Origin of the sequence: Caballeronia sp. INML2, from assembly GCF_023631365.1 — a bacterium.
GTDB lineage: Bacteria > Pseudomonadota > Gammaproteobacteria > Burkholderiales > Burkholderiaceae > Caballeronia > Caballeronia turbans.
On sequence record NZ_JALQDH010000005.1, the window covers coordinates 159,398 to 180,493 of the forward strand.

At 63.6% G+C, this 21,096-nt stretch carries 20 protein-coding genes and 1 riboswitch; of the genes, 8 read left to right on the top strand and 12 right to left on the bottom strand.

The window, feature by feature from the left end:
- Nucleotides 1-67 precede the first annotated feature (67 nt).
- From NCT32_RS02095 to NCT32_RS02120, 6 genes are all read right to left on the bottom strand, one after another.
- Nucleotides 68-973: an HlyC/CorC family transporter gene (locus NCT32_RS02095; RefSeq protein WP_061117754.1), complete on the bottom strand. Its 906-nt coding sequence runs from the start codon at nt 971-973 to the stop codon at nt 68-70.
- 200 nt (nt 974-1,173) lie between these two features.
- Nucleotides 1,174-1,866, bottom strand: a complete 693-nt coding sequence (locus NCT32_RS02100; protein ID WP_061117753.1) for a gamma-glutamylcyclotransferase — start codon at nt 1,864-1,866, stop codon at nt 1,174-1,176.
- Between the two features lie 35 nt (nt 1,867-1,901).
- The gene (gene ybeY, locus NCT32_RS02105; RefSeq protein ID WP_061117752.1) at nt 1,902-2,366 is read right to left on the bottom strand and encodes an rRNA maturation RNase YbeY; all 465 of its coding nucleotides are present in this window, start codon (nt 2,364-2,366) and stop codon (nt 1,902-1,904) included.
- On the bottom strand, nt 2,363-3,481 hold the full coding sequence (locus NCT32_RS02110) for a PhoH family protein (protein WP_061117751.1): 1,119 nt from the start codon (nt 3,479-3,481) through the stop codon (nt 2,363-2,365). The genes ybeY and NCT32_RS02110 overlap by 4 nt, the downstream gene beginning before the upstream one ends.
- 21 nt (nt 3,482-3,502) lie before the next feature.
- The gene (miaB, locus tag NCT32_RS02115; protein ID WP_061117750.1) at nt 3,503-4,864 is read right to left on the bottom strand and encodes a tRNA (N6-isopentenyl adenosine(37)-C2)-methylthiotransferase MiaB; all 1,362 of its coding nucleotides are present in this window, start codon (nt 4,862-4,864) and stop codon (nt 3,503-3,505) included.
- 112 nt (nt 4,865-4,976) lie between these two features.
- Entirely contained in the window at nt 4,977-5,948 is a 972-nt protein-coding gene (locus NCT32_RS02120; RefSeq protein WP_061117881.1) for a LysR family transcriptional regulator, read from the bottom strand.
- Between the two features lie 111 nt (nt 5,949-6,059).
- Here NCT32_RS02120 and NCT32_RS02125 point away from each other — a divergent pair, with 111 nt between their 5' ends.
- The 3 genes from NCT32_RS02125 to NCT32_RS02135 are packed head-to-tail and all read left to right on the top strand — an operon-like array spanning nt 6,060 to nt 8,358.
- On the top strand, nt 6,060-6,443 hold the full coding sequence (locus NCT32_RS02125; RefSeq protein ID WP_061117749.1) for a VOC family protein: 384 nt from the start codon (nt 6,060-6,062) through the stop codon (nt 6,441-6,443).
- A gap of 12 nt (nt 6,444-6,455) precedes the next feature.
- Nucleotides 6,456-7,634, top strand: a complete 1,179-nt coding sequence (locus NCT32_RS02130) for an MFS transporter (RefSeq protein ID WP_061117748.1) — start codon at nt 6,456-6,458, stop codon at nt 7,632-7,634.
- A 37-nt stretch (nt 7,635-7,671) separates the two neighbouring features.
- A complete protein-coding gene (locus NCT32_RS02135; protein WP_061117747.1) occupies nt 7,672-8,358 on the top strand; it encodes an HAD family phosphatase in 687 nt (228 codons plus the stop codon).
- Between the two features lie 12 nt (nt 8,359-8,370).
- Here NCT32_RS02135 and ribB read toward each other — a convergent pair whose 3' ends face one another.
- Entirely contained in the window at nt 8,371-9,105 is a 735-nt protein-coding gene (gene ribB, locus NCT32_RS02140) for a 3,4-dihydroxy-2-butanone-4-phosphate synthase (RefSeq protein WP_061117746.1), read from the bottom strand.
- 151 nt (nt 9,106-9,256) lie between these two features.
- Nucleotides 9,257-9,420, bottom strand: a riboswitch (FMN riboswitch).
- A 114-nt stretch (nt 9,421-9,534) separates the two neighbouring features.
- Complete coding sequence (glpK, locus tag NCT32_RS02145) at nt 9,535-11,031, bottom strand: glycerol kinase GlpK (protein ID WP_250489866.1); 1,497 nt, start codon at nt 11,029-11,031, stop codon at nt 9,535-9,537.
- Between the two features lie 221 nt (nt 11,032-11,252).
- Here glpK and NCT32_RS02150 point away from each other — a divergent pair, with 221 nt between their 5' ends.
- Nucleotides 11,253-11,636: a hypothetical protein gene (locus NCT32_RS02150; protein WP_061117744.1), complete on the top strand. Its 384-nt coding sequence runs from the start codon at nt 11,253-11,255 to the stop codon at nt 11,634-11,636.
- A 70-nt stretch (nt 11,637-11,706) separates the two neighbouring features.
- On the opposite strand, the gene NCT32_RS02155 is transcribed toward NCT32_RS02150, so the two are convergent.
- Entirely contained in the window at nt 11,707-11,904 is a 198-nt protein-coding gene (locus tag NCT32_RS02155) for a hypothetical protein (RefSeq protein WP_035497782.1), read from the bottom strand.
- A 461-nt stretch (nt 11,905-12,365) separates the two neighbouring features.
- Here NCT32_RS02155 and ggt point away from each other — a divergent pair, with 461 nt between their 5' ends.
- The 4 genes from ggt to NCT32_RS02175 all read left to right on the top strand — a co-directional run bounded on the left by ggt (nt 12,366) and on the right by NCT32_RS02175 (nt 17,213).
- On the top strand, nt 12,366-14,003 hold the full coding sequence (ggt, locus tag NCT32_RS02160; RefSeq protein ID WP_061117743.1) for a gamma-glutamyltransferase: 1,638 nt from the start codon (nt 12,366-12,368) through the stop codon (nt 14,001-14,003).
- A gap of 146 nt (nt 14,004-14,149) precedes the next feature.
- Complete coding sequence (locus NCT32_RS02165) at nt 14,150-15,499, top strand: MFS transporter (RefSeq protein WP_061117742.1); 1,350 nt, start codon at nt 14,150-14,152, stop codon at nt 15,497-15,499.
- 337 nt (nt 15,500-15,836) lie between these two features.
- A complete protein-coding gene (locus NCT32_RS02170; RefSeq protein WP_061117741.1) occupies nt 15,837-16,661 on the top strand; it encodes a ferritin-like domain-containing protein in 825 nt (274 codons plus the stop codon).
- Nucleotides 16,662-16,700: 39 nt separating this feature from the next.
- On the top strand, nt 16,701-17,213 hold the full coding sequence (locus NCT32_RS02175) for a hypothetical protein (protein ID WP_061117740.1): 513 nt from the start codon (nt 16,701-16,703) through the stop codon (nt 17,211-17,213).
- Between the two features lie 49 nt (nt 17,214-17,262).
- Here NCT32_RS02175 and NCT32_RS02180 read toward each other — a convergent pair whose 3' ends face one another.
- From NCT32_RS02180 to NCT32_RS02190, 3 genes are all read right to left on the bottom strand, one after another.
- Nucleotides 17,263-18,825: a DEAD/DEAH box helicase gene (locus tag NCT32_RS02180; protein ID WP_061117739.1), complete on the bottom strand. Its 1,563-nt coding sequence runs from the start codon at nt 18,823-18,825 to the stop codon at nt 17,263-17,265.
- A 239-nt stretch (nt 18,826-19,064) separates the two neighbouring features.
- Complete coding sequence (gene trhA / locus NCT32_RS02185) at nt 19,065-19,685, bottom strand: PAQR family membrane homeostasis protein TrhA (RefSeq protein WP_061117880.1); 621 nt, start codon at nt 19,683-19,685, stop codon at nt 19,065-19,067.
- A 98-nt stretch (nt 19,686-19,783) separates the two neighbouring features.
- Nucleotides 19,784-21,082 (bottom strand): cytochrome c, encoded by a 1,299-nt coding sequence (locus NCT32_RS02190; protein WP_061117738.1) that lies wholly within the window; start codon nt 21,080-21,082, stop codon nt 19,784-19,786.
- Nucleotides 21,083-21,096 lie beyond the last annotated feature (14 nt).

Here is a 21,096-nt window from a genome sequence, read left to right on the forward strand (position 1 = left end):
AGATGAAACGTAGGCGGGCGAAGGGGTGATGGCGGGCGCCGGACTCGCTCCGGCGCCCGCGGCGCGCTTAGTCGCGCAATTCGTCTTCGTCGTCGCCTGCGTGGTGATGTTGCTGCGCGAGATTCGGCACGCGCCGCACGAGAAGAACGTGAATCTGCCGGGCGTCGCCGCGCAGGATCTCGAACGCGAAATCGTCGATGCGCACTTTCTCGCCGCGATGCGGCACGCGCCCGAAGCGATGCGTGACGAGACCGCCGATGGTATCGACCTCGTCGTCGGAGTAATCCGTGCCGAACTCCTCGTTGAACTGTTCGATGCCGGTCAGCGCGCGCACGCGATACTTGCCGTCAGGCGTCGCGATGATATTGCCGGCCTCTTCGTCGAAGTCGTATTCGTCCTCGATGTCGCCGACGATCTGCTCGAGCACGTCTTCGATCGTGATGAGACCCGCCACGCCGCCGTATTCGTCGACGACGATCGCGATGTGATTGCGGTTCACGCGAAAGTCGTGCAGCAGCACGTTCAGGCGCTTCGATTCGGGGATGAAGACGGCGGGGCGCAGCATGCCGCGCACGTCGAATTCCTCTTCCGCGTAGTAGCGCAGCAAGTCTTTCGCGAGCAGCACGCCGATGATGTTGTCCCGATTGCCCTCGTACACGGGATAGCGCGAATGCGCCTTGTCGAGCACGAACGGGATGAATTCGGCGGGCGTTTCCGCGATGTTGATGGCGTCCATCTGGGCGCGCGGAACCATGATGTCGCGCGCGCAGAGATCGGACACCTGAAAGACGCCTTCGATCATCGAGAGCGAATCGGCATCGAGGAGGTTGCGCTCGTGCGCATCCTGGAGCACTTCGAGAAGTTCGTCGCGCGATTCGGGCTCGTGCGAGATGAAATCGGTCAGCCGTTCGAGCAAAGAGCGCTTTTCCGGCGGTTTGTCGGTGTGGCGTCGACTGGGATAAGGTTCGTTCATAGCGGAGCGCCCGGGAGTTCCCGGGCGCGGGTTAGCGGAAGTTCAAGCATACACCAAGGAAAAACGGGGACTGCGTGGCGCAGTGCGCATGTCATGAGCCATGCTAGCCGATAAATATGCGAGGAGTATGTCCGGCGATGAGCGTTGTCCGAACGGACGACGCGCGGTAAAAAATCGTACGGATGCGAAAAGCACGCGCGTCATTTATTTCCTTGTTCCTGACAGCGTTTCAGGAGCGCTTCGAGGGCGCGATCCGGCATGCCGCTCTCGCGCAGCGCCTCGACGGTCCGGCTGACGTAATCCAGCGTCGTGCCATAGCGGCCGCTCGCACAGCCGAGCACGGTGCGCACGATCGGATCGGAGAGTTTGCCGGTATAGGAAGTCGCATCCCGGCGCATCACGAATGCCAGCGCCTCCACGCGCCGTCCGTCCGCGAGCGTGCAGGGCAGCCACGCGGGCCTATACGACGCCATCGCCATTTCGCGCCGCCACAATACCTGGAGATGCTCGATCGCATCGGCGCCCGCGAGCCTGAACGCCATGCCGGTGCACGAGCCGCCGCGATCCAGCGCCAGCACGAGGCCAGGCTGTTCCGGCGTGCCGCGATTCACGCGCGACCACAAATAAAGCCCGCGATGGTAGCCATGCACCTTGCCGCGCACGGCTTCGAGCGTCGGCAAGCCGGGGTTCCAGATCAGCGAGCCGTACCCGAACAGCCACAAATCCGACTTCCGGTCCCAGTGAGCGAGCGCCGCGTCGCGCGACGCGGCCAGTTCCTCGTCCGTCAGCAGCGCGGATTCGCCGAGCGCGGGCGGATAGTCCGGGCAGGGCGCGGGCGGCGGATCGGCTTCGGAAGGTGCGGCTTGCGCGGGTTCGGGCGTCTTGTCGTTCACGGCGCTTTCAACACATCGAGGACATCGGACCGGCTTCAGGTCAAAGGCACGTAAGGATCGGAAAATCCCAGAGACTGCATGATATCCGTCTCAATGGATTCCATCTCTTGCGCTTCGCTTTCGACTTCATGGTCGTAGCCCTGCGCATGGAGCGTGCCGTGGACGATCAGATGCGCATAGTGCGCGGCGAGCGGCTTGCCCTGTTCGTCGGCTTCGCGCTCGACGACGGGGCAGCACAGAATCAGATCGCCCGCGACGGGATCGTCCTCGGATTCCGCGTAGGCGAACGTGAGCACGTTCGTCGCGTAATCCTTCTGGCGATACGTGCGATTGAGCATCCGGCCTTCTTCCTCGTCGACGAAGCGCACGGTCAGCTCGGCGTCGGCGAAAAGCGAGCCCTTGATCCAGCGCGCGACCGTCGCGCGCGGCAAGATCGCCTTGTGCGACGGGTACGCTTTTGCGGCGGGGAACTGCATCGTCAATGCGAGGCGCGGCTTCATTCGGGCTTTTGCTGCGACTGCTGAGCGACGCGCGCGGCCTCGGCGAGCGCCGCATCTTTCTGCGATTGCGCGTCGTAAGCCTCGACGATGCGCGCGACGAGCGGATGCCGCACCACATCCGCCGACGTGAAGTGCGTGATCGCGATGCCGCGCACTTCCGAGAGCACGTGCTGCGCCTCGATCAGCCCGCTCTTGTGGCCGCGCGGCAGGTCGACCTGCGTGGTATCGCCGGTGACGACCGCCTTCGAGCCGAAGCCGATACGCGTGAGGAACATCTTCATCTGCTCGGGCGTAGTGTTCTGCGCCTCGTCGAGAATGATGAACGCGTGATTCAGCGTGCGCCCGCGCATGTACGCGAGCGGCGCGATCTCGATCATCTGACGTTCGAACATCTTCGCCGTCTTGTCGAAGCCGAGCAGATCGTAAAGCGCGTCATAGAGCGGACGCAGATACGGATCGACCTTCTGCGCGAGATCACCCGGCAGGAAGCCGAGCCGCTCGCCCGCCTCGACGGCCGGACGCGTCAGCACGATGCGCTTCACCTGATCGCGTTCGAGTGCATCGACCGCGCACGCGACCGCGAGATAAGTCTTGCCCGTGCCCGCCGGCCCGATGCCGAACGTCACGTCGTGCGCGATGATCTGCTTCAGATACTCGCGCTGCGCCGGAGTGCGGCCGCGCAGATCGGCCCGGCGCGTGTAGAGCTTCGGACCGTGGTCTTCGTCTTCGCCGAGGTCGATCGTCGCGCTCGGTTCATCGAACGGATGATCCGGATCGCCACGAAAACGCGGATCGATCTCGCCTTCTTCACCGTTGGCTTCGCGCGCATCCTTCGCGCGGCGCGTCGCATGGCTCGCCTCGACGAGCGCGAGTTGAATGTCGTCGACGGAAATCGGATCGCGCGCGCGGTTGTAGAAGTTCTCGAGCGCCGCGAGCGCGACTTTCGCGCCACGGCCGCGAATCGCGATCTTGTGGCCGCGACGCGAAAGCGTCACATCGAGCGCCTGCTCGATCTGCCGCAGGTTTTCGTCGAGCGGGCCGCAGAGGTTGGCGAGCCGCGCGTTGTCGTCGCGCGGCGCGGTGAATTCCAGATGCTGCGTAGGAGCGTTCTTCAAGATGAACCTGGGTTCCTTTCTTTAGTGCGTCAGCTCGGGCGCCATGACCAGTTCGCCGCGCAGCGAATGCGGATACGCATGCACGATCTTCACGTCGATCATCTGGCCGATCAAACGCGCGTGCGACTCGGCCGGCGCGGGGAAATTGACGACGCGGTTGTTCTGCGTGCGCCCGGCGAGCTCGTTCGGGTCCTTGCGCGCGGGCCGCTCGACCAGAATACGCTCGACCTTGCCGACCATCGACGCGCTGATGCGCTGCACGTTTTCCTCGATGGTCGCCTGCAGATGTTGCAGACGCTTCAGCTTCACTTCGCGTGGCGTGTCGTCATGGAGGTTCGCGGCCGGCGTGCCGGGGCGCGGACTGTAGATGAACGAAAAGCTCGTGTCATAGCTCATCTCGTCGACGAGGGCCATCATCTTGTTGAAATCGTCCTCGGTCTCTCCGGGGAAACCCACGATGAAGTCCGTCGATAGCGACAGATCCGGGCGAATCGCGCGGAGTTTGCGGATGACCGACTTGTACTCGAGCACGGAGTAGCCGCGCTTCATCGCCATCAGAATGCGATCCGAGCCGTGCTGCACCGGCAAATGCAGATGCGAGACGAGCTTCGGCACTTTCGCGTAAGTGTCGATGAGGCGCTGCGTGAATTCCTTCGGATGCGATGTGGTATAGCGAATGCGTTCGATGCCGGGCACATCCGCGACGTACTCGATGAGCGTCGCGAAATCCGCGATGTCGTGCGAGCCGAGCGTGAGCGCGCCGCGATAGGCGTTCACGTTCTGGCCGAGCAGCGTGACTTCGCGCACGCCCTGATCGGCGAGGCCGGCGATTTCGGTGAGCACGTCGTCGAGTGGGCGGGAGACTTCCTCGCCGCGCGTGTAGGGCACGACGCAGTAGCTGCAGTACTTGCTGCAACCTTCCATGATCGACACGAACGCGCTCGGGCCGTCGACGCGTGCGGGCGGCAGATGATCGAACTTCTCGATTTCGGGGAACGTGATGTCGACCTGCGCGCGGCCGGTGGCGCGGCGCTGATCGATCATCGCGGGCAGGCGATGCAGCGTCTGCGGGCCGAACACGAGATCGACATACGGCGCCCGCGCGACGATCGACGCGCCTTCCTGGCTCGCGACGCAACCGCCGACGCCGATCAGCAGATTCGGATTCGCCTCCTTCAGCTCGCGCACGCGGCCGAGATCGGAGAACACTTTCTCCTGGGCCTTTTCGCGCACCGAGCACGTGTTGAACAGGATGACGTCCGCGTCTTCGGGCGTGTCCGTCTTGACGAGTCCTTCCGCCGCGCCGAGCACGTCGACCATCTTGTCGGAGTCGTACTCGTTCATCTGGCAGCCGAAGGTCTTTACATAAACTTTCTTGGTCATGAATCGTCGCCGGTCGCAGTGGTTGATCTGGGGGCGCAGGTAAGAGGATTGACGGAGTTTTCGCGGACTTCTACAGCGATCTGCCCGCTTTCTGCTGTAATTTAGCCCGATATTATAGCGCCGACGACCATTCCTGACGCGACGGGCGCCTGTCGGGCGGATACGCCAGATCGCCGAGCAGTTCGTGCGTCGTTTTCTCGAAACGCTCGACCAGAAAATCCAGCAGCACGCGCACGCGCGGCGCCATGTGGCGGTTCGCGTGGAAGAGGGCGTGAACGGCCGCCTCGTGCGTGCACCAGTCGGGCAACACCATCTTCAGCGTGCCGGCGCGCACGTCGGCGGCGATATCCCAGATCGATTTATGCGCGATGCCGTGGCCCGCGAGCGCCCACGCGCGGGTCATCGCGCCGTCGTTGGTTTCCCACGCGTCCGCGAGCGGAATCGTGTACGCGTAGCGCTCGTCGCCGCGCACGAAAGCGAGTTCGTTGAGCGGCCCGCCTGCCGTGACCACGACGACGAAATCGTGACCCACCAACTCCGCGGGCGTTGTGGGCTCGCCCTTGCGCGCGAGATAGTCGGGCGATGCGCACAGCACGCGTCGATTCGGCGCGAGCGCGCGGGCGGCCAGTCCGCTGTCCGGCGGCGCGCCGAAGCGAATCGCGAGATCGATCTCCTCCTGCAGCAGATTCGACACGGAGTCCGACAGCGTCAGCGCGAATCTCACGTCCGGATGCAGCGCGCTGAATTCGTCGATCCAGCCCCGCAGCATCGAGCGGCCGAAATTCGACGTCGCTGAAATGCGCACCTTGCCGCGCACGACGTTCTGGCCGGCTTGCAGCGCGGCTTCGGCGTCGTCGATTGCCTGCAGCGCGATCCGGCAGTGCTGCAGATACATGCGGCCTTCGTCGGTGACACGCAGCTGGCGCGTCGTGCGCTCGAAAAGCCGCGTGTGCAGCGCTTTTTCCAGCTTGATGAGCCGCGCGCTCGCCGCGGCCGGTGATAGTCCGATCTTGCGCCCCGCCGCCGACAGGCTGCCCGCCGCCGCCGCTTCAACGAAAAGGCGCATGTCCCCGAGTCGATCCATCGTCATTTTCAAATCCGGTTTGATAATGATTCAAAGCGTAGACCCATTCTCAAAGCAATGCATACCTCGCACAATGCCGGCTAGCGTTAACCCTTGAGGAGCATCCACGTCATGCAACTCGACCACGTCACCCTCGTCGCACCCGACTGCGATGCGTTCATGCGCTTTTTCGTCGATATCGCCGGTATGCGTGTCGGGCCGCGGCCGCCGTTCGGCGTCGGCGGTTACTGGCTCTATCTCGGCGCGCGGCCGGCGGTGCATCTGATTGCCTCGGGTGCCGCGGATTCGCGTCCCGCCGAGCGGCCAGGCGCGACGCGCATCGACCATCTGGCGCTGCGCATCGACGACAAGGCCGAGTGGCGTGCTTTGCTCGAACGTCTCGATTGCCACGGCTATGCCCACCAGCTCGCCGAAGTGCCGCTCGCCCGCGAGCTTCAGCTCTTCGTGCGGCTGGCGCCAGGTGTCGTCGTCGAATTCGTGACCGCTCAATTCTGATTCGGAGCCACCATGCCTCTCCCGCTTCTCGCGCTGGCGATCAGCGCTTTCGCCATCGGCACGACGGAGTTCGTCATCATGGGCCTGCTGCCCAACGTCGCGCACGATCTTTCCGTGTCGATTCCATCAGCGGGCCTGCTCGTCACCGGCTACGCGCTCGGCGTGGCGGTCGGTGCACCACTGCTCGCCGTGCTGACGAGCAAGCTGCCGCGCAAGCTTGCGCTGCAAGGGCTGATGCTCGTGTTCATCGTCGGCAACGTGCTGTGCGCGGTCGCGCCGGGCTATGGACTCTTGATGGCCGCGCGCGTCGTCACGTCGTTCGCACACGGCTCGTTCTTCGGCATCGGCGCGGTCGTGGCCGCGTCGCTCGTGCCGGCGGACAAGCGCGCGAGCGCCATCGCGCTGATGTTCACTGGCCTCACGCTCGCGAACGTGCTGGGCGTGCCGTTTGGGACGTTCATCGGCCAGGAACTGGGCTGGCGCGCGACGTTCTGGATCGTCGCGGGGCTGGGCGTGCTCTCCGCACTCGGCGTGACCGCGCTCGTGCCGAATCGCCACGATGCCGCGCCGAGCGGACTCGCACGCGAAGTGCGCGTGCTGCGCGACGGCCAGGTCTGGCTCGCGCTCACGATGACCGTGCTCGGTTTCGGCGGCGTGTTCGTCGTGTTCACCTATATCGCGCCGATTCTCGAACAGGTCGGCGGTTTCTCGCCGCGCGCCGTCACGCTGATCCTGGTGTTGTTCGGCCTCGGTCTCACCGTCGGCAATACGATCGGCGGCAAGCTCGCCGACCGCGCGCTGATGCCCTCGCTGATGGGCATTCTGTTCGCGCTCGCGATCGTCATGGCCGTGTTTGCAAAGACGAGCCACAGTCAGATCGGCGCGATCGTCACGATTTTCGTGTGGGGTATCGCGGCGTTCGCGACGGTGCCGCCGCTGCAGGCGCGCGTTGTCGAGAAGGCGAAGGATGCGCCGAATCTTGCATCGACGCTCAATATCGGCGCGTTCAACGTCGGCAATGCGGGCGGCGCGTGGCTCGGCGGCGCGGTGCTGACGCACGGTCACGGACCCGATGCGCTGCCGTGGGCCGCCGCGGCGGTCGCGCTCGCAGCCCTCGCGGTGACATGGTTCGCGGCGCGGCTGGACGCGCCGCGCGTTACATCCGAAGTAAAAGCAGCCGACGCTTGCTGAACGCTTATGATGTTGGCTCAACGTAATTCGAGCCAACATGATCGATCATCTCATCTGCGATTGCGACGGCGTGCTCGTCGATAGCGAAGTCATCGCGGATCGCGTGATGCTGGACGTCCTGACCGAGACGTTTCCCGGCATCGACTTCAAACCGGCCGTCAAGACGGCTTTCGGGCAGCAGACCTCGCGCTTCCTGACGCATCTGGAGACGAACTTCGGCATCGTGATGCCGCCGGATTTCGTCAACACGATCGAGGCGCGCGTCGCGGTGGAACTCGCGCGCTCGGTCGGACCGATTGCCGGCGTGCGCGCCGCGCTGGAAGGTTGCGGCTTGCCGGTCGCGGTTGTGTCGAACAGCCGTCTCGAGCGCGTGCGTGCCTCGGTGCGGCGCGCGGGTCTGGACGAAGTCGTGGGCGCGCGCGTATTCAGTGCGCAGCAGGTCGAGCGGCCGAAGCCTTATCCCGATGTCTACCTGCTCGCGGCGCGCACGCTCGATGTCGCGCCCGAGCGCTGCCTCGTCGTGGAAGACAGCGTCGCCGGACTCACGGCGGCGCGCGCGGCGGGCATGAAGACCATCGCGTTCGTCGGCGCGAGCCATATTCCGTCGGGCTACGCGCAGGTGCTGCGCGAAACCGGCATCACACGGATCATGGAGCACATGGACGAACTCCCCGCGCTGGTTGCCGCGGGCGTGCGAGGGGATTTCGGCGACGTGCTGTCCTGAGCGTCTTGCGACTCAGGCCGTTTCTTCGACGGTCTCACGCGCCGCTGCGAGCGCCGTGCGGAATTCGACGAGTTCCGCGATGGTCAGCATCGGCAGACGGTGTTCCTGTGCGAAGCGCGCCACTTGTTCGCCGCGCGTCATCGTGCCGTCCGGGTTCATCAGTTCACACAGCACGCCTGCGGGCTTGAGTCCCGCGAGAATCGCCAGATCGACGGTGCCCTCCGTGTGGCCGCGCCGCGCGAGCACACCGCCCGGCATCGCGCGCAGCGGGAAGACGTGGCCCGGCCGGACGATATCGCCCGGCTTCGCATGATCTGCGATGGCCGCGCGGATCGTCGTCACCCGATCCGCCGCCGATACGCCCGTGGTCACGCCTTCGCGCGCTTCGATCGACACCGTGAACGCGGTGCCGTAGCGGCTGCCATTGGCTGGGGCCATCGGCGCAAGCTCGAGCGCGCGCACTTTATCGTCGGGCAGGCAAAGGCACACGATGCCGCTGCACTCACGGATCAGAAGGGCCATGGTGGCGTCGGTGAGTTTCTCGGCGGCGACGATCAGATCGGCCTCGTTCTCGCGATCGTCATCGTCCTGCAGGACGACCGGGCGGCCTTCGCGCATGGCGTCGAGCGCAGCGGCAATGCGCGGCGGAACGTCGAAGGAAGCGAGTTGGGGAAGGTCGGCAAAGGCGTCGTCGGCGATGACGGCGGGTGCGGCGAACGAAAGGCTGGTAGCTTGGGTCTGGGACATGTGAAACGCTCTCGCGAGAAAATTAAGCGAAAAACGTTTCAGGGCATTGCAAACAGACAGAACGACACCCCGCGGCGACACGCCCGAAGGCGCGGCGTCGTCCGGTTCGGCGCGACGCAAGGATCGCCAAGGGGAACGGACATGACCATCTGCACATCTTCTCTCATCCGGACTGTGACCGTCGGCTCTGGCGTTTCACCAGATCTGCTGACCCCGCGCACGTTGCCGGCGCGGGCGCTCGCGGGCTCGTGGTCTGGCCACGAGGCCTCGCCACTTACCGCCGGTGGGGAATTGCACCCCGCCCTGAAGACGTACTGAATACCGCCGAGCCAAAAGCTCGACAGGTTTTTTAGGATACAGCACGCCGCCGGTTTTTGCACCGCCGCATGGCGCCGCGTTCCGGAAAATGACATCGGCGGATCGGTACAGCTAGCTGTCGGCCCATGCCTTCGCCGCATTGACCGCGCGTTGCCATCCGGCGAGACAGGACGCGATCTCCGGTTGCGGCATCGACGGACTGAACCGGCGCTCCAGTTGCCATTGCGCCTTGAGTTCGTCGACATCCTTCCAATAGCCGACCGCGAGCCCCGCGAGATACGCCGCGCCGAGCGCCGTGGTTTCAGCGATGCGCGGCCGCGCGACATCGACGCCGAGGATGTCGGCCTGAAACTGCATCAGCAGATTGTTCGCGCAGGCGCCGCCATCGACGCGCAATTCGCCGATGCGCATGCCCGAGTCCGCTTCCATTGCTTTGAGCACGTCGAGGGATTGATACGCGATCGAATCGAGCGCCGCGCGCGCGATATGACTCGATGTCGTGCCGCGTGTGACGCCGAAGAGCGTGCCGCGTGCGCGCGCGTCCCAGTGCGGCGCGCCGAGCCCGGCGAACGCGGGGACGAGATAGACGCCATCGGTATGCGGCACGCCGCGCGCGAGCGTCTCGACTTCGCTTGCCTGGCGAATGAGGCCGAGCCCGTCGCGCAGCCATTGCACCACCGCGCCCGCGATGAAGATGCTGCCTTCAAGCGCGTAATTGACCTGATCGCCGATCTGCCAGGCGATTGTCGTGACGAGGTTATTGCGCGACTCGATCGGCTTGTCGCCCGTGTTCATGACGAGAAAGCAGCCGGTGCCGTACGTATTCTTCACCATGCCGGGATCCGTGCACATCTGTCCGAAGAGCGCGGCGTGCTGGTCGCCGGCAAGCGAGGCGAGCGGGACGTCCGCGGCGAACACCGTGCCTTGCGTGGCGGCATACACCTCGGACGATGTGCGCACTTCGGGCAGCATGTTGCGCGGTATGCCGAGCGCGTCGAGCAACTCGTCGTCCCAGCGCCGCTCGTGGATGTCGAAGAGCATGGTGCGCGATGCGTTCGTGATGTCCGTGACATGCAGGCCGTGCCGCGTGAAATTCCAGACGAGCCAGCTATCGACCGTGCCGAAGGCGAGCCGTCCTTGTTTCGCCTTGTCGCGGGCGCCCTCGACATTGTCGAGAATCCACCGGATTTTCGTCGCGGAGAAATACGCGTCGATGGGCAGGCCGGTCTTACTGCGCACCATGGCTTCGAGGCCGCGCGCCTTGAGCTCGTCGCAGAAGCCGGCCGTGCGACGGTCTTGCCAGACGATTGCGTTGTAGATCGGCTTGCCCGTCTCGCGGTCCCAGACGATCGTGGTCTCGCGCTGATTCGTAATGCCGACCGCCGCAATCGATGAGGCGCTTGCGCCGGCGCGCGTGACGGCTTCTGCGGCGACGCCGGCCTGCGTCGACCAGATCTCCTGCGGATCGTGCTCCACCCAGCCCGCTTCCGGATAAATCTGCTGGAATTCCTTCTGCGCCACGGACACGACGTTGCCGTTTCTGTCGAACAGCATGGCGCGCGAACTGGTCGTGCCCTGGTCGAGCGCGAGAATGTACTGATCCTGCATGGTCTTCTCCGATTAGAGCTGACATCGACGCGTCGAGCCGTGACGCGATGTCCTTCTGCGCAATCTATCGGAGCAAGGCGCCGCGGACAACCTGGCCAAACGGCATAAGCCGCGTGACATGTCGCGCTCGAACGTCGATCGGCCTATGCCATTCGGCCGAGTGGCGCGGCAGTTCCGTTCGTCCGATACTGGCGTCACGAAATCGATCGAAGGTGAGTGCGATGCGAGTGCTGTGTGTTTCAGGCGTTTTGAGTGCGGCGTTGCTGGCGGGCTGCGTGGGAACACCCAATCTGAACGGAACGATGGGCGCGCCCTCGTTCAATGCGCTGCAGGGCATGTGCGGGACGTCGTCTCCGGTCGATTACGGGGCGGACGCGCAATCGGTTTATTCGGCCTTCTACGACGCCTATGTGGCCGAGCGGCGAGGCGGGCTGACGAGGGAGCGTTTTTGCGCTTTCCAGACGGCGATCGCGGAGCGTTATCGCATGTACCGGTCGAATCCCAGCCCTGAGGCGCAGAGCGCATGGGCGAGCTTCTTCCTGGATCAGCGAGCACAGGCACTGAGCTGGCGCGCCGCAGTCGACCCGACACTGCGTGCCGGCTGAATGATTTGATACGAGGGAGAGGCGGAGAGGGACGCGGCCGCGGGCCGCGCCCCGAGTCCTGCTACGCGTGCTACGAGTAACGCTTGAAAGCTTTGACGGTGGAATCGCCGGTGGCGGTGAGGCGCCATTGCTGGCGTCCTGATGCGAGATTTTCGAGTTGGACCAACTGACGTTCGAGCAGAGCGTCGAGTTCCTGGCGTTCCATGTCGACCTGATTGGGCGCTTCCTGTACCAGTAGCAGCGTGGCAAATTCGTGCGGACTCAGCATTGTGTGTTCTCCATGACGACCGAACGGCATAAGCAGCCGGCTTTGTAAGCCGGATCTTTTTGCTTCGAAACGTTGTACGGGGAAACTGAAAAACCGCCGGGCAAACGCGTGGAGTTTTGTATTGCGGATGCCGGGAATTGGGATTGTAGGCAAGCGTCTGACAAGTGCCAAATTCGCGTTGAAAATTTTGGCTTTGACTTTTTTTACTCGAGGAAGCGGTCCATCGCTTACGGGAATTCGGAGATTCGACTTGAAGTGCGTGCGGCGGCGCACACAAACACGAGGGCGCCCAAGTACGCGCAAACGGGCGGACGTGCACGACGTATTCATGCAGATTAATCATTAATTTATACGATAAATGAATTTGTTTTGGATTAAGTGGACAATGCAATATCCCCCTTTTCCCGCTGGCCTACAGAATTGCCCGGCATGCTGCCTCCTCGTATTTCGGACTTCATTCAATGACTCGCTTCAACTGGCAAAACCCCTATCCCACGCCGCGCCTGCCGGTGTTCGCCCGTAACATCGTTTCGACGTCCCATCCGTTGGCCGCGCAAGCTGGCCTGCGCATGCTGTGGAAGGGCGGCAATGCCGTCGACGCAGCGATCGCAGCGGCGGCCGCCATCACCGTGGTCGAACCGGTGTCGTGCGGCCTGGGCGGCGACGCTTTCGCACTCGTATGGGACGGCGAGAAGTTGCACGGCCTCAACGCGTCGGGCGTGTCGCCGGCGGCTTGGAACGTCGACTATTTCCGCCGCAAGTACGGCGAGGAGAACGGACTCGCACGGCAGCCCAAGCGCGGCTGGGACGCGGTCACCGTGCCGGGCGTCATTGCCGGATGGGAGGCGCTGCATACGAAGTTCGGCTCGCTGCCCTTCGCGGACCTGATGGAACCCGCCATCGAGATCGCCGAACGCGGTCATGCGGTGGCGAGCATCGTCGCTTACAAGTGGGCGGCGGCGGTGCCCGAGCTCAAGGATCAGCCGGGCTTCGCGAATGTGTTCATGCCGCACGGCCGCGCGCCTGATGTGAGCGAGCTCGTGCGCTTTCCCGGCCACGCTAAAACGCTGCGCATGCTCGCGCAGCATGGTCCGCGCGCGTTTTACGAAGGCGAGATCGCCGAGCGCATTGCCGCGTTCGCGCGCGAGGGCGGCGCAGCGCTGACCATGAACGACTTGCGCGGTTATCGCGCCGACTGGGTCGAGCCGATCAGCAAGGACTATCGCGGCTACACGGTGCACGAGATCCCGCCGAACGGTCAAGGCATTGCGGCGCTGATCGCGCTCGGTATTCTGGACAAATTCGATGTGAGCGCCCTGAGCGTCGATCGCATCGAGTCGCAACATCTGCAAATCGAGGCGATGAAGCTCGCCTTCGCCGACGTTTATCGCTACGTCGCCGATCCTCGCTCGATGGAGGTGACGCCCGAGCAGATGCTCGACGACGCGTACCTGGCGGAACGCGCGAAGCTCATCGATCCGTCGAAGGCGACGCAGTTCGACTTCGGCATGCCGAAGGCGGGCGGGACCATCTACATGTCGGTCGCCGACGAGCGCGGCATGATGGTGAGCTTCATCCAGTCGAACTACATGGGCTTCGGCTCGGGCGTGGTCGTGCCTGACACGGGCATCGCGCTGCAGAATCGTGGCTGTGGCTTCTCGATGGATCCGAAGTCCGCAAACGTGGTCGAAGGCGGCAAACGCCCGTTCCACACGATCATTCCGGCGTTCCTCACGCAGGAAATCGATGGCAACCGCCAAGCCGTCATGAGCTTCGGCGTGATGGGCGGTGACATGCAGCCACAAGGTCATCTGCAATCGATCGTGCGGATGCTCGACTACGGCCAGCAGCCGCAAGCGGCGTGCGACGCGCCCCGCTGGAAGGTGAATCGCGATTTCACCATCGATATCGAAGCCACGCTCGATCTCGAAACCGCGCGTGCGCTCGAAGGCCTCGGCCATACGATCAAGTCCGTCGACGATCCGTATATGGACTTCGGCTCGGGCCAATACATCTGGAAGCTCGACCCCAACGATCCCGAGCGTGGATATGTCGCGGCGAGTGACAGCCGGCGCGACGGGCTCGCAGCAGGCTTCTAAAGCCACTTTCGGAGACCGGCCACGCGGCGGTCTCCGTTTCCAAAAAATGCGCAACGATCGCTGAGTTTCGGTAGCGAGCGGGATGTGCACGCTTGTTCCAGCCGCATCCGGCACGAAACCAGGATCAGGGAAGGGGAGGAGAATTCATGAACGAACGAATATATGGAGCGCCCGATGCTCCGAGTGCGGCGGCCACGAACGCCGAAACGCTGGCCCCGAAAGCAGCGCCATCGAAGGCGATGATCCGCCGCATCGTGTTCTCGTCGTCGATCGGCAACGCACTCGAGTGGTTCGACTTTCTCGTCTACGGCTATTTCGCAACGGTCATCGCGAAGGCGTTCTTTCCGTCGAACGACGAATGGCTCTCGACGATGCTGGCCATCGGCACGTTCGGCATTTCGTTCCTGATGCGGCCACTGGGCGCGATCGTGCTCGGTATCTACGGCGACCGCAAAGGGCGCAAAGCCGCGCTCACGCTCGCCATTCTGCTGATGATGATCGGCACGCTCACCATGGCCGTGATGCCTTCGTATCAGCACATCGGCATCGCGGCGCCGCTGCTGATCCTGCTCGCGCGCCTTGTTCAAGGTTTCGCGGTCGGCGGCGAGTTCGGCAGCGCGACCGCGTTCATGGTCGAGCACAGCGAAGCGCGGCGTGGCTATTACGCGAGCTGGCAGTTCGCGAGCCAAGGGCTCGCCGCGATCATGGCTGCGGCGTTCGGCTCGGTTCTGAGCGCCTGGCTGCCGCCAGCGCAACTCGAAAGCTGGGGCTGGCGCATCCCGTTCGTCTTCGGTCTACTTGTCGGGCCGGTCGGCTATTACATCCGTTCGCACCTGGACGAAACGCCGGAGTTTCTCGCGACGCGTGCCAGCGCGAAGGCAAGCGACCCCGGCATCTCGTTCGCGAATCAATGGCTGAACCTGCTGCTTGCCGTGGGCATCGTGGCGCAATCGACTGTCGGCGTCTATGTCTTGCAACTCTATATGCCGATGTACGCGGTCAAGCAGTTGCATCTTCCGGCGACGGCATCGTTCGCCGTCGTGGTGCTCAATGGCGGACTTCAGTTCATTTTTTCCCCGTTGATGGGCGCGCTCTCCGATCGGCTCGGGCGCATCCGCATCATGCTCGGCACCTCGATCTTCATGGGCGTAACGATTTATCCGATGTTTGCGTGGCTTCAGGCGCATCCGACGGTCGCGTCGCTCGTCGTGCTGCAATCGGCGGCGGGCATTCTGAAGGCGGCATACTCCGGTCCGATGCCGGCGCTTATGTCCGAGATCTTTCCGACGCGGGTGCGCTCAACAGGCCTGTCGATCGGCTATGCGCTCGGTGTCACGCTGTTCGGCGGTTTCGCGCCGACGATCGTCGAAGCGTTCATTCACGTCACCGGCGACAAACTCGCGCCGAGTTACTACGTGTTGCTGGCCGCCGCGCTGTCCGGGGTTTCGCTGGCTATCGTCGCCTGGCGCATGCGTGTGGCACGTCTTGCTGCGTAAGAACCGCACACTAATACCTCGAACGCGTAAGAATCGGCGGCCTCGGCCGCCTTTTTTCATTTCCAGCACACAGCACTCAAATATCGGCGCGTTTCATGCTCGCGCACCGGCTGCCGCTCGCCTGACGTTGTAAGAAATCGGCACGCACGGAACCGGCGCGCCGCACGTGAGTCTGTCCCCATGTCTGCAAACTCGTTGCAGGGCGGCTAAGATGAAAAAGCAGCCGCTAACACTTGAATTTAAGGACGCCAGGATCGAACCGTTCACGGCGTCGCCTGAACGTCGGCCGTCTCTCGTTGGCCGATGGCGCGTTCGGTCCAGCCTGGGAGCGCGATATATGCATACAGACAGTACACACGTGATGCCTTGGCGCATCGAAGATATCGATCTCACGCGGATCGATCGCCAGAAGGCGGCATCCAACGAGCATCTTCTTTTGTTGTTGTGTGCCTGCTCGTTCATCGAGAGCGGCACCGATCTTTATACGAGCAACCTCAGCAAGTATTTTCATGACGACCCCGAGATATCGGCGTGGCTGAATAACGAGTGGGAGCCCGAAGAGATGCAGCACGGCCGGGCGCTCAAGAGATACATCAATCATGTGTGGCCCGAGTTCGACTGGGACACCGCGTTCAGGAATTTCTTCGATGAATATTCGCTGACGTGCTCTTACGAGGAGTTCGAGAAGAAGCGCGCGCTCGAAATGGTGGCGCGCTGTGTCGTCGAGACGGGGACGGCCACGCTCTACCGCGCGATCAACGATTGTTCGGATGAACCGGTGCTGAAGGAGATCACCGACAATATCCGTACGGACGAAGTGCGGCACTATAAGCACTTCTTTCACTTCTTCAAGAAGTGGAACAAGATCGAAGGCAATGGCCGCATCGCCGTGCTCGGCGCTCTTGTGCGGCGCGTGATCGAATTGAAGAGCGAAGATTCGGAAATCGCGTTGCGGCACGTGTTCGCCATTCGTTACCCGGAGCGTGCGCAGGATGCCGAGTACAACCGCGAACTGTCCGCGCGCGTGAATGCGCTCGTGCGGCGCAATCTGTCCGCGGATCAGGCCATCAAGATGCTGCTCAAGCCGCTCGACTTGCCCGCGCGCATTCAGCCGGGCGTGCACTATCCGCTCTCGAAGATGACGCAGTTGTTCTTCCGTTAATCTTTCTCGACGATGCCGGTTCAAAGCCGGCATTTTTCTATGTCCGATCACGACACGCCGCAGCCATCGCTGTCATCGCACACCGTTTTCGACGAGTGGCCGCCCGAGTTGCGCGCGCTTTTCGACGGCACGCTCGCCGACGCCGATGCTGGTTTTACCGCATCGCTATGCGCTGCCGATCGCGCCCATCGCGTGCGAACGGCGCTGCTCGGCGCCGGCGAACTGCTTGCGCCCGATGCGCGCACACTCGCCTTCGCACTATGGCCGTCGTCACGGACTGCGCAGGCGGTCACCGCGACCGGACGCGCGACTCTCGCCTTCGTATTCGACGACGCGTTCTATCAGGTGCATCTGGACGCGCGCCGCGTGCCGCTCGACGATGTGCCGCTGGCGTGCTTCGTCGGGACTATTGAGAGCGGTGAAATACAGCGGGTGGGATATGCGCGACTCACGAATGGAATCGTCTTCGAATTGACTGACGCGCAACCGGCGCTCGCACGCTGGCGCGAGCAACTCGAATGGCTGAAGCGGGCGGCGAGCGCCGCCGCCTGAAACCTCGACGCGACGCATTCGAGCGTCGCGCCAGCTTGCATCGAACGTATTAGCGACTGCGATCGCCCGATCGCAACGCATCACGCCGGCCACTAAGCAGCGCGCCAGGGTTGCCCCCCGGTCCCGGTTTGCGCGCGTTCGCGGCGTGACCCGTCTGCGCCGGCTCCTGACGTCGCGGCGCCGAAGTCGTGTTGACGTTCGGCTTGCTGTGATTGCGAGTTTCACGCGAAGGCTGAGCGCCGCCATTGTTTGCTTTCGCCGGCCGCGCGCCGCGGGCCTCACCGCTCGGACGGCTGCCTTCGCGGCGCGGCTCGCCGTTGCGGCGCGCTTCACCGCTCGGGCGTGCATCGCCCTTCGGACGCGATTCGCCATTCGGACGTCCTTCGCCGTTGCGCGGATTCTGGCGCCCCTGACCTTGTCCCTGGCCGCGCCCTTGACTGCGGCGCTGGATCGGCTCCGGCTTGGCATTCGGATCCGGTTCGAAGCCCGGAATCACCTCGCACGGAATCGGCCGCTTGATGAGGCGCTCGATGTCCTTCAGCAGTTGATGCTCGTCCACGCATACCAGCGATACCGCTTCGCCTTCCGCGCCCGCGCGCCCCGTGCGGCCGATGCGATGGACGTAATCTTCCGGCACGTTCGGCAAGTCGAAGTTCACGACATGCGGCAGTTGATCGATGTCGATGCCGCGCGCCGCGATATCCGTCGCGACCAGCACTTGCAGCGTCTGATCCTTGAATTCGGCGAGCGCGCGCGTGCGCGCCGACTGGCTTTTGTTGCCGTGAATCGCGAGCGCGCTGATGCCGTCGCGCGTCAATTGCTCGGCGAGACGATTCGCGCCGTGCTTCGTGCGCGTAAAGACGAGTACCTGGAACCAGTTGTTGCCGCGGATGAGATGCGTGAGCAGTTCGCGCTTGCGATCGCGATCGACGGGGTAAATCTTCTGCTCGACCTTCTCGGCCGTCGTATTGCGACGCGCGACTTCGATCAGCGCGGGCGAATCGAGCAGGTTGTCGGCGAGCGCCTTGATCTCGTCGGAGAACGTGGCCGAGAACAGCAGATTCTGGCGCTTCGCCGGCAGGCGCGCGAGCACGCGCTTGATATCGTGGATGAAGCCCATGTCGAGCATGCGATCGGCTTCGTCGAGCACGAGAATTTCGAGCTGCGAAACGTCGATCGTCTTTTGCTGCATGTGGTCGAGCAGACGTCCCGGCGTCGCGACGACGATATCGACGCCACGGCGCAGCGCGTCGATCTGCGGATTGATGCCAACGCCGCCGAACATCACCGTCGACTTGAGCTTGAGGTACTTGCCGTACGCGCGGACGCTTTCCTCGACCTGCGCGGCGAGTTCGCGCGTCGGCGTGAGGATCAGTGCGCGCACCGGGCGTTTCGCGCCGCCCGTGGCGGGTGCCAGTTGCGACAGGCGTTGCAGGATCGGCAGCGTGAAGCCGGCGGTCTTGCCCGTGCCGGTCTGCGCGCCCGCGAGCAGGTCGCCGCCTTTCAGAACGGCGGGAATCGCCTGAAGCTGGATGGGAGTGGGACTGGAATAGCCGAGTTCGTTGACGGCGCGAAGCAGAGGTTCCGACAGACCGAGTGAATCAAAAGACATAGATTGGATACTTGTTCGTTGTGTCGAACGGCGCGCATGCGAATCAGGCTGCGGCGAATCATGGTTCGGCCGGCAGAGCGCATGTGCATCGCTCGAAGAAAAATCGGGCGGCGGGTCATTCGGCGATCAGCGATTGCCGGACGTTGCCGCGAGGGTCGACGTGCTATCAAGACACGTCATCTGGCGCCAAGTTGCATCGAAGGACACTTCGACGCGGCGGCGCCCGTTTCAGCCGACGCTCACGCGACGTAGCGCGCGACGCTCACAAACTGACACAGGCTGCCTGCGAGCACGAACAGATGCCAGATTCCGTGTCCGTGCCGAATACGCTCGTCGTTGATGAAAAACCAGATGCCCGCGGTGTACACGACGCCGCCCGCCACCAGCCACGCGGTTCCCGCGGGTGGTAGCGCCGTCACGAGCGGATGAATGGCTACGAGCGCGAGCCATCCCATCAACACGTACAGCACCATCGATACGCTGCGGGTTCGGCGCCCGAGCGTCAGTTCCTGCGTAATGCCGAGCACCGCAAGCCCCCAACTCACGCCGAAGAGGGACCAGCCCCAGGGACCACGCAAGGTCACCAGTGTATACGGCGTATAGCTGCCGGCTATCAACAAGTAGATGGCCGAGTGATCGCACTTCTGCAGTATCGCCTTGATGCGCGGCGTGCGCACGCAGTGATACAGCGTCGAGATGATGTAGAGCGCGCACAGCATCGCGCCATACACCGCGAAACTGACGACCTTGTACGCGTCTCCGTCGAGCGCGCCCATCGTGACGAGCGCGGCCAGGCCTGCCACCGACAGCAGCGCGCCGATCAGATGGCTGATGCTGTTGAAACGCTCGCCTGTGTGCATGATCGATCCGCCAAAAAACAAGGGGCGCGGCCCCAACTACGAAGGCTGCGCCCCAAATGCGTATTGTACGCTCTATTGGCGGAAGGCCGCCGCGGACCTCAGTCGAGCGGCGCCGAACGCAGATTACTCACCTGTTGCGGCGACACCGGCGTGCCGTGGTTGCCCCACGACATACGGATGTATGTCACGACTGCAGCAACTTCCGTGTCCGACAGCGACTGCGCGAAAGGCGGCATGCCGTGCGGCATCGGATTACCTTCCGTGCTCGGCGGATAGCCGCCGTTCAAGGTCATGCGGATCGGGTTGACGGCCGACGGCATCTGGATCGACTGGTTGTTGGCGAGCGGCGGATAAGCCGGCGGCTTGCCAAGACCGTTTTCCTGGTGGCACTTCGCGCAGTTCTCGGTGTAGACCTTCTTGCCGAGCGTGAGCAGTTCGCCGCCGAATTTCTCGGACGTCTCGAGCTGCATGACTTCCGGCGCTTCCTTCTTCTGCGGGATCGACTTGAGATACGTCGAAATCGCGTTGACGTCCGCGTCGGTCATGTACTGCAGGCTGTTGTGAACCACTTCGGCCATCGGGCCGAACACCGCGCCGCGCTGCGACACACCGGTCTTCAACAGATCGTTGATGTCCTTCAGGTCCCAGTCACCGAGGCCCGCTTCCTTGTTCGACGTGAGCGACGGCGCGTACCAGTTCTGCAACGGAATCAGGCCGCCGGCGAAGGCTGCAGAGCTGACAGGGCCGCCCATCGCGTTGATCGACGTGTGGCACATGGCGCAATGGCCGAGGCCTTCGACCAGATACGCGCCGCGATTCCACTCGACCGATTTGGTCGGATCCGGCTTGTATTCGCCTTCGCTGAAGAAGAGGGTGCGCCAGCCGATCAGCAGGTTGCGGTTGTTGAACGGGAAGCGCAGTTCATGCGGACGGCTGGGCTCGGAAACGGGCGGCACGGAACGCAGGTACGCGTAGATCGCGTCGGAGTCGGCGCGCGTGACCTTCGTGTAGCTCGTGAACGGGAAGCCGGGGTAGAGCAGGCTGCCGTCCTTCGAACGGCCCGTGTGCATGGCGCGATAGAAGTCGTCGGAGGTCCACTTGCCGATGCCGTATTGATCGTCAGGCGTGATATTCGGCGTGAACATCGTGCCGAAAGGCGTGGCCATCGGCAGGCCGCCCGCGAATTGCTTGCCGCCGCGCACCGTGTGGCACGCGATACAGTCGCCGGCGCGCGCGAGATATTCACCTTGCTTGATGAGCGCGGCCTTGTCGGCCGGCGTCGCCGCGATGGCGCCGCCCGAATGCAGGTTGTCGCCGCCCGACCAGAGAACGGCGCCGGCTGCGACGGCTGCCACCACGACAGCCGAGGAAAGTGCGAACAGGGACTTGCGTTTCATTTTGTTGTCGCTCC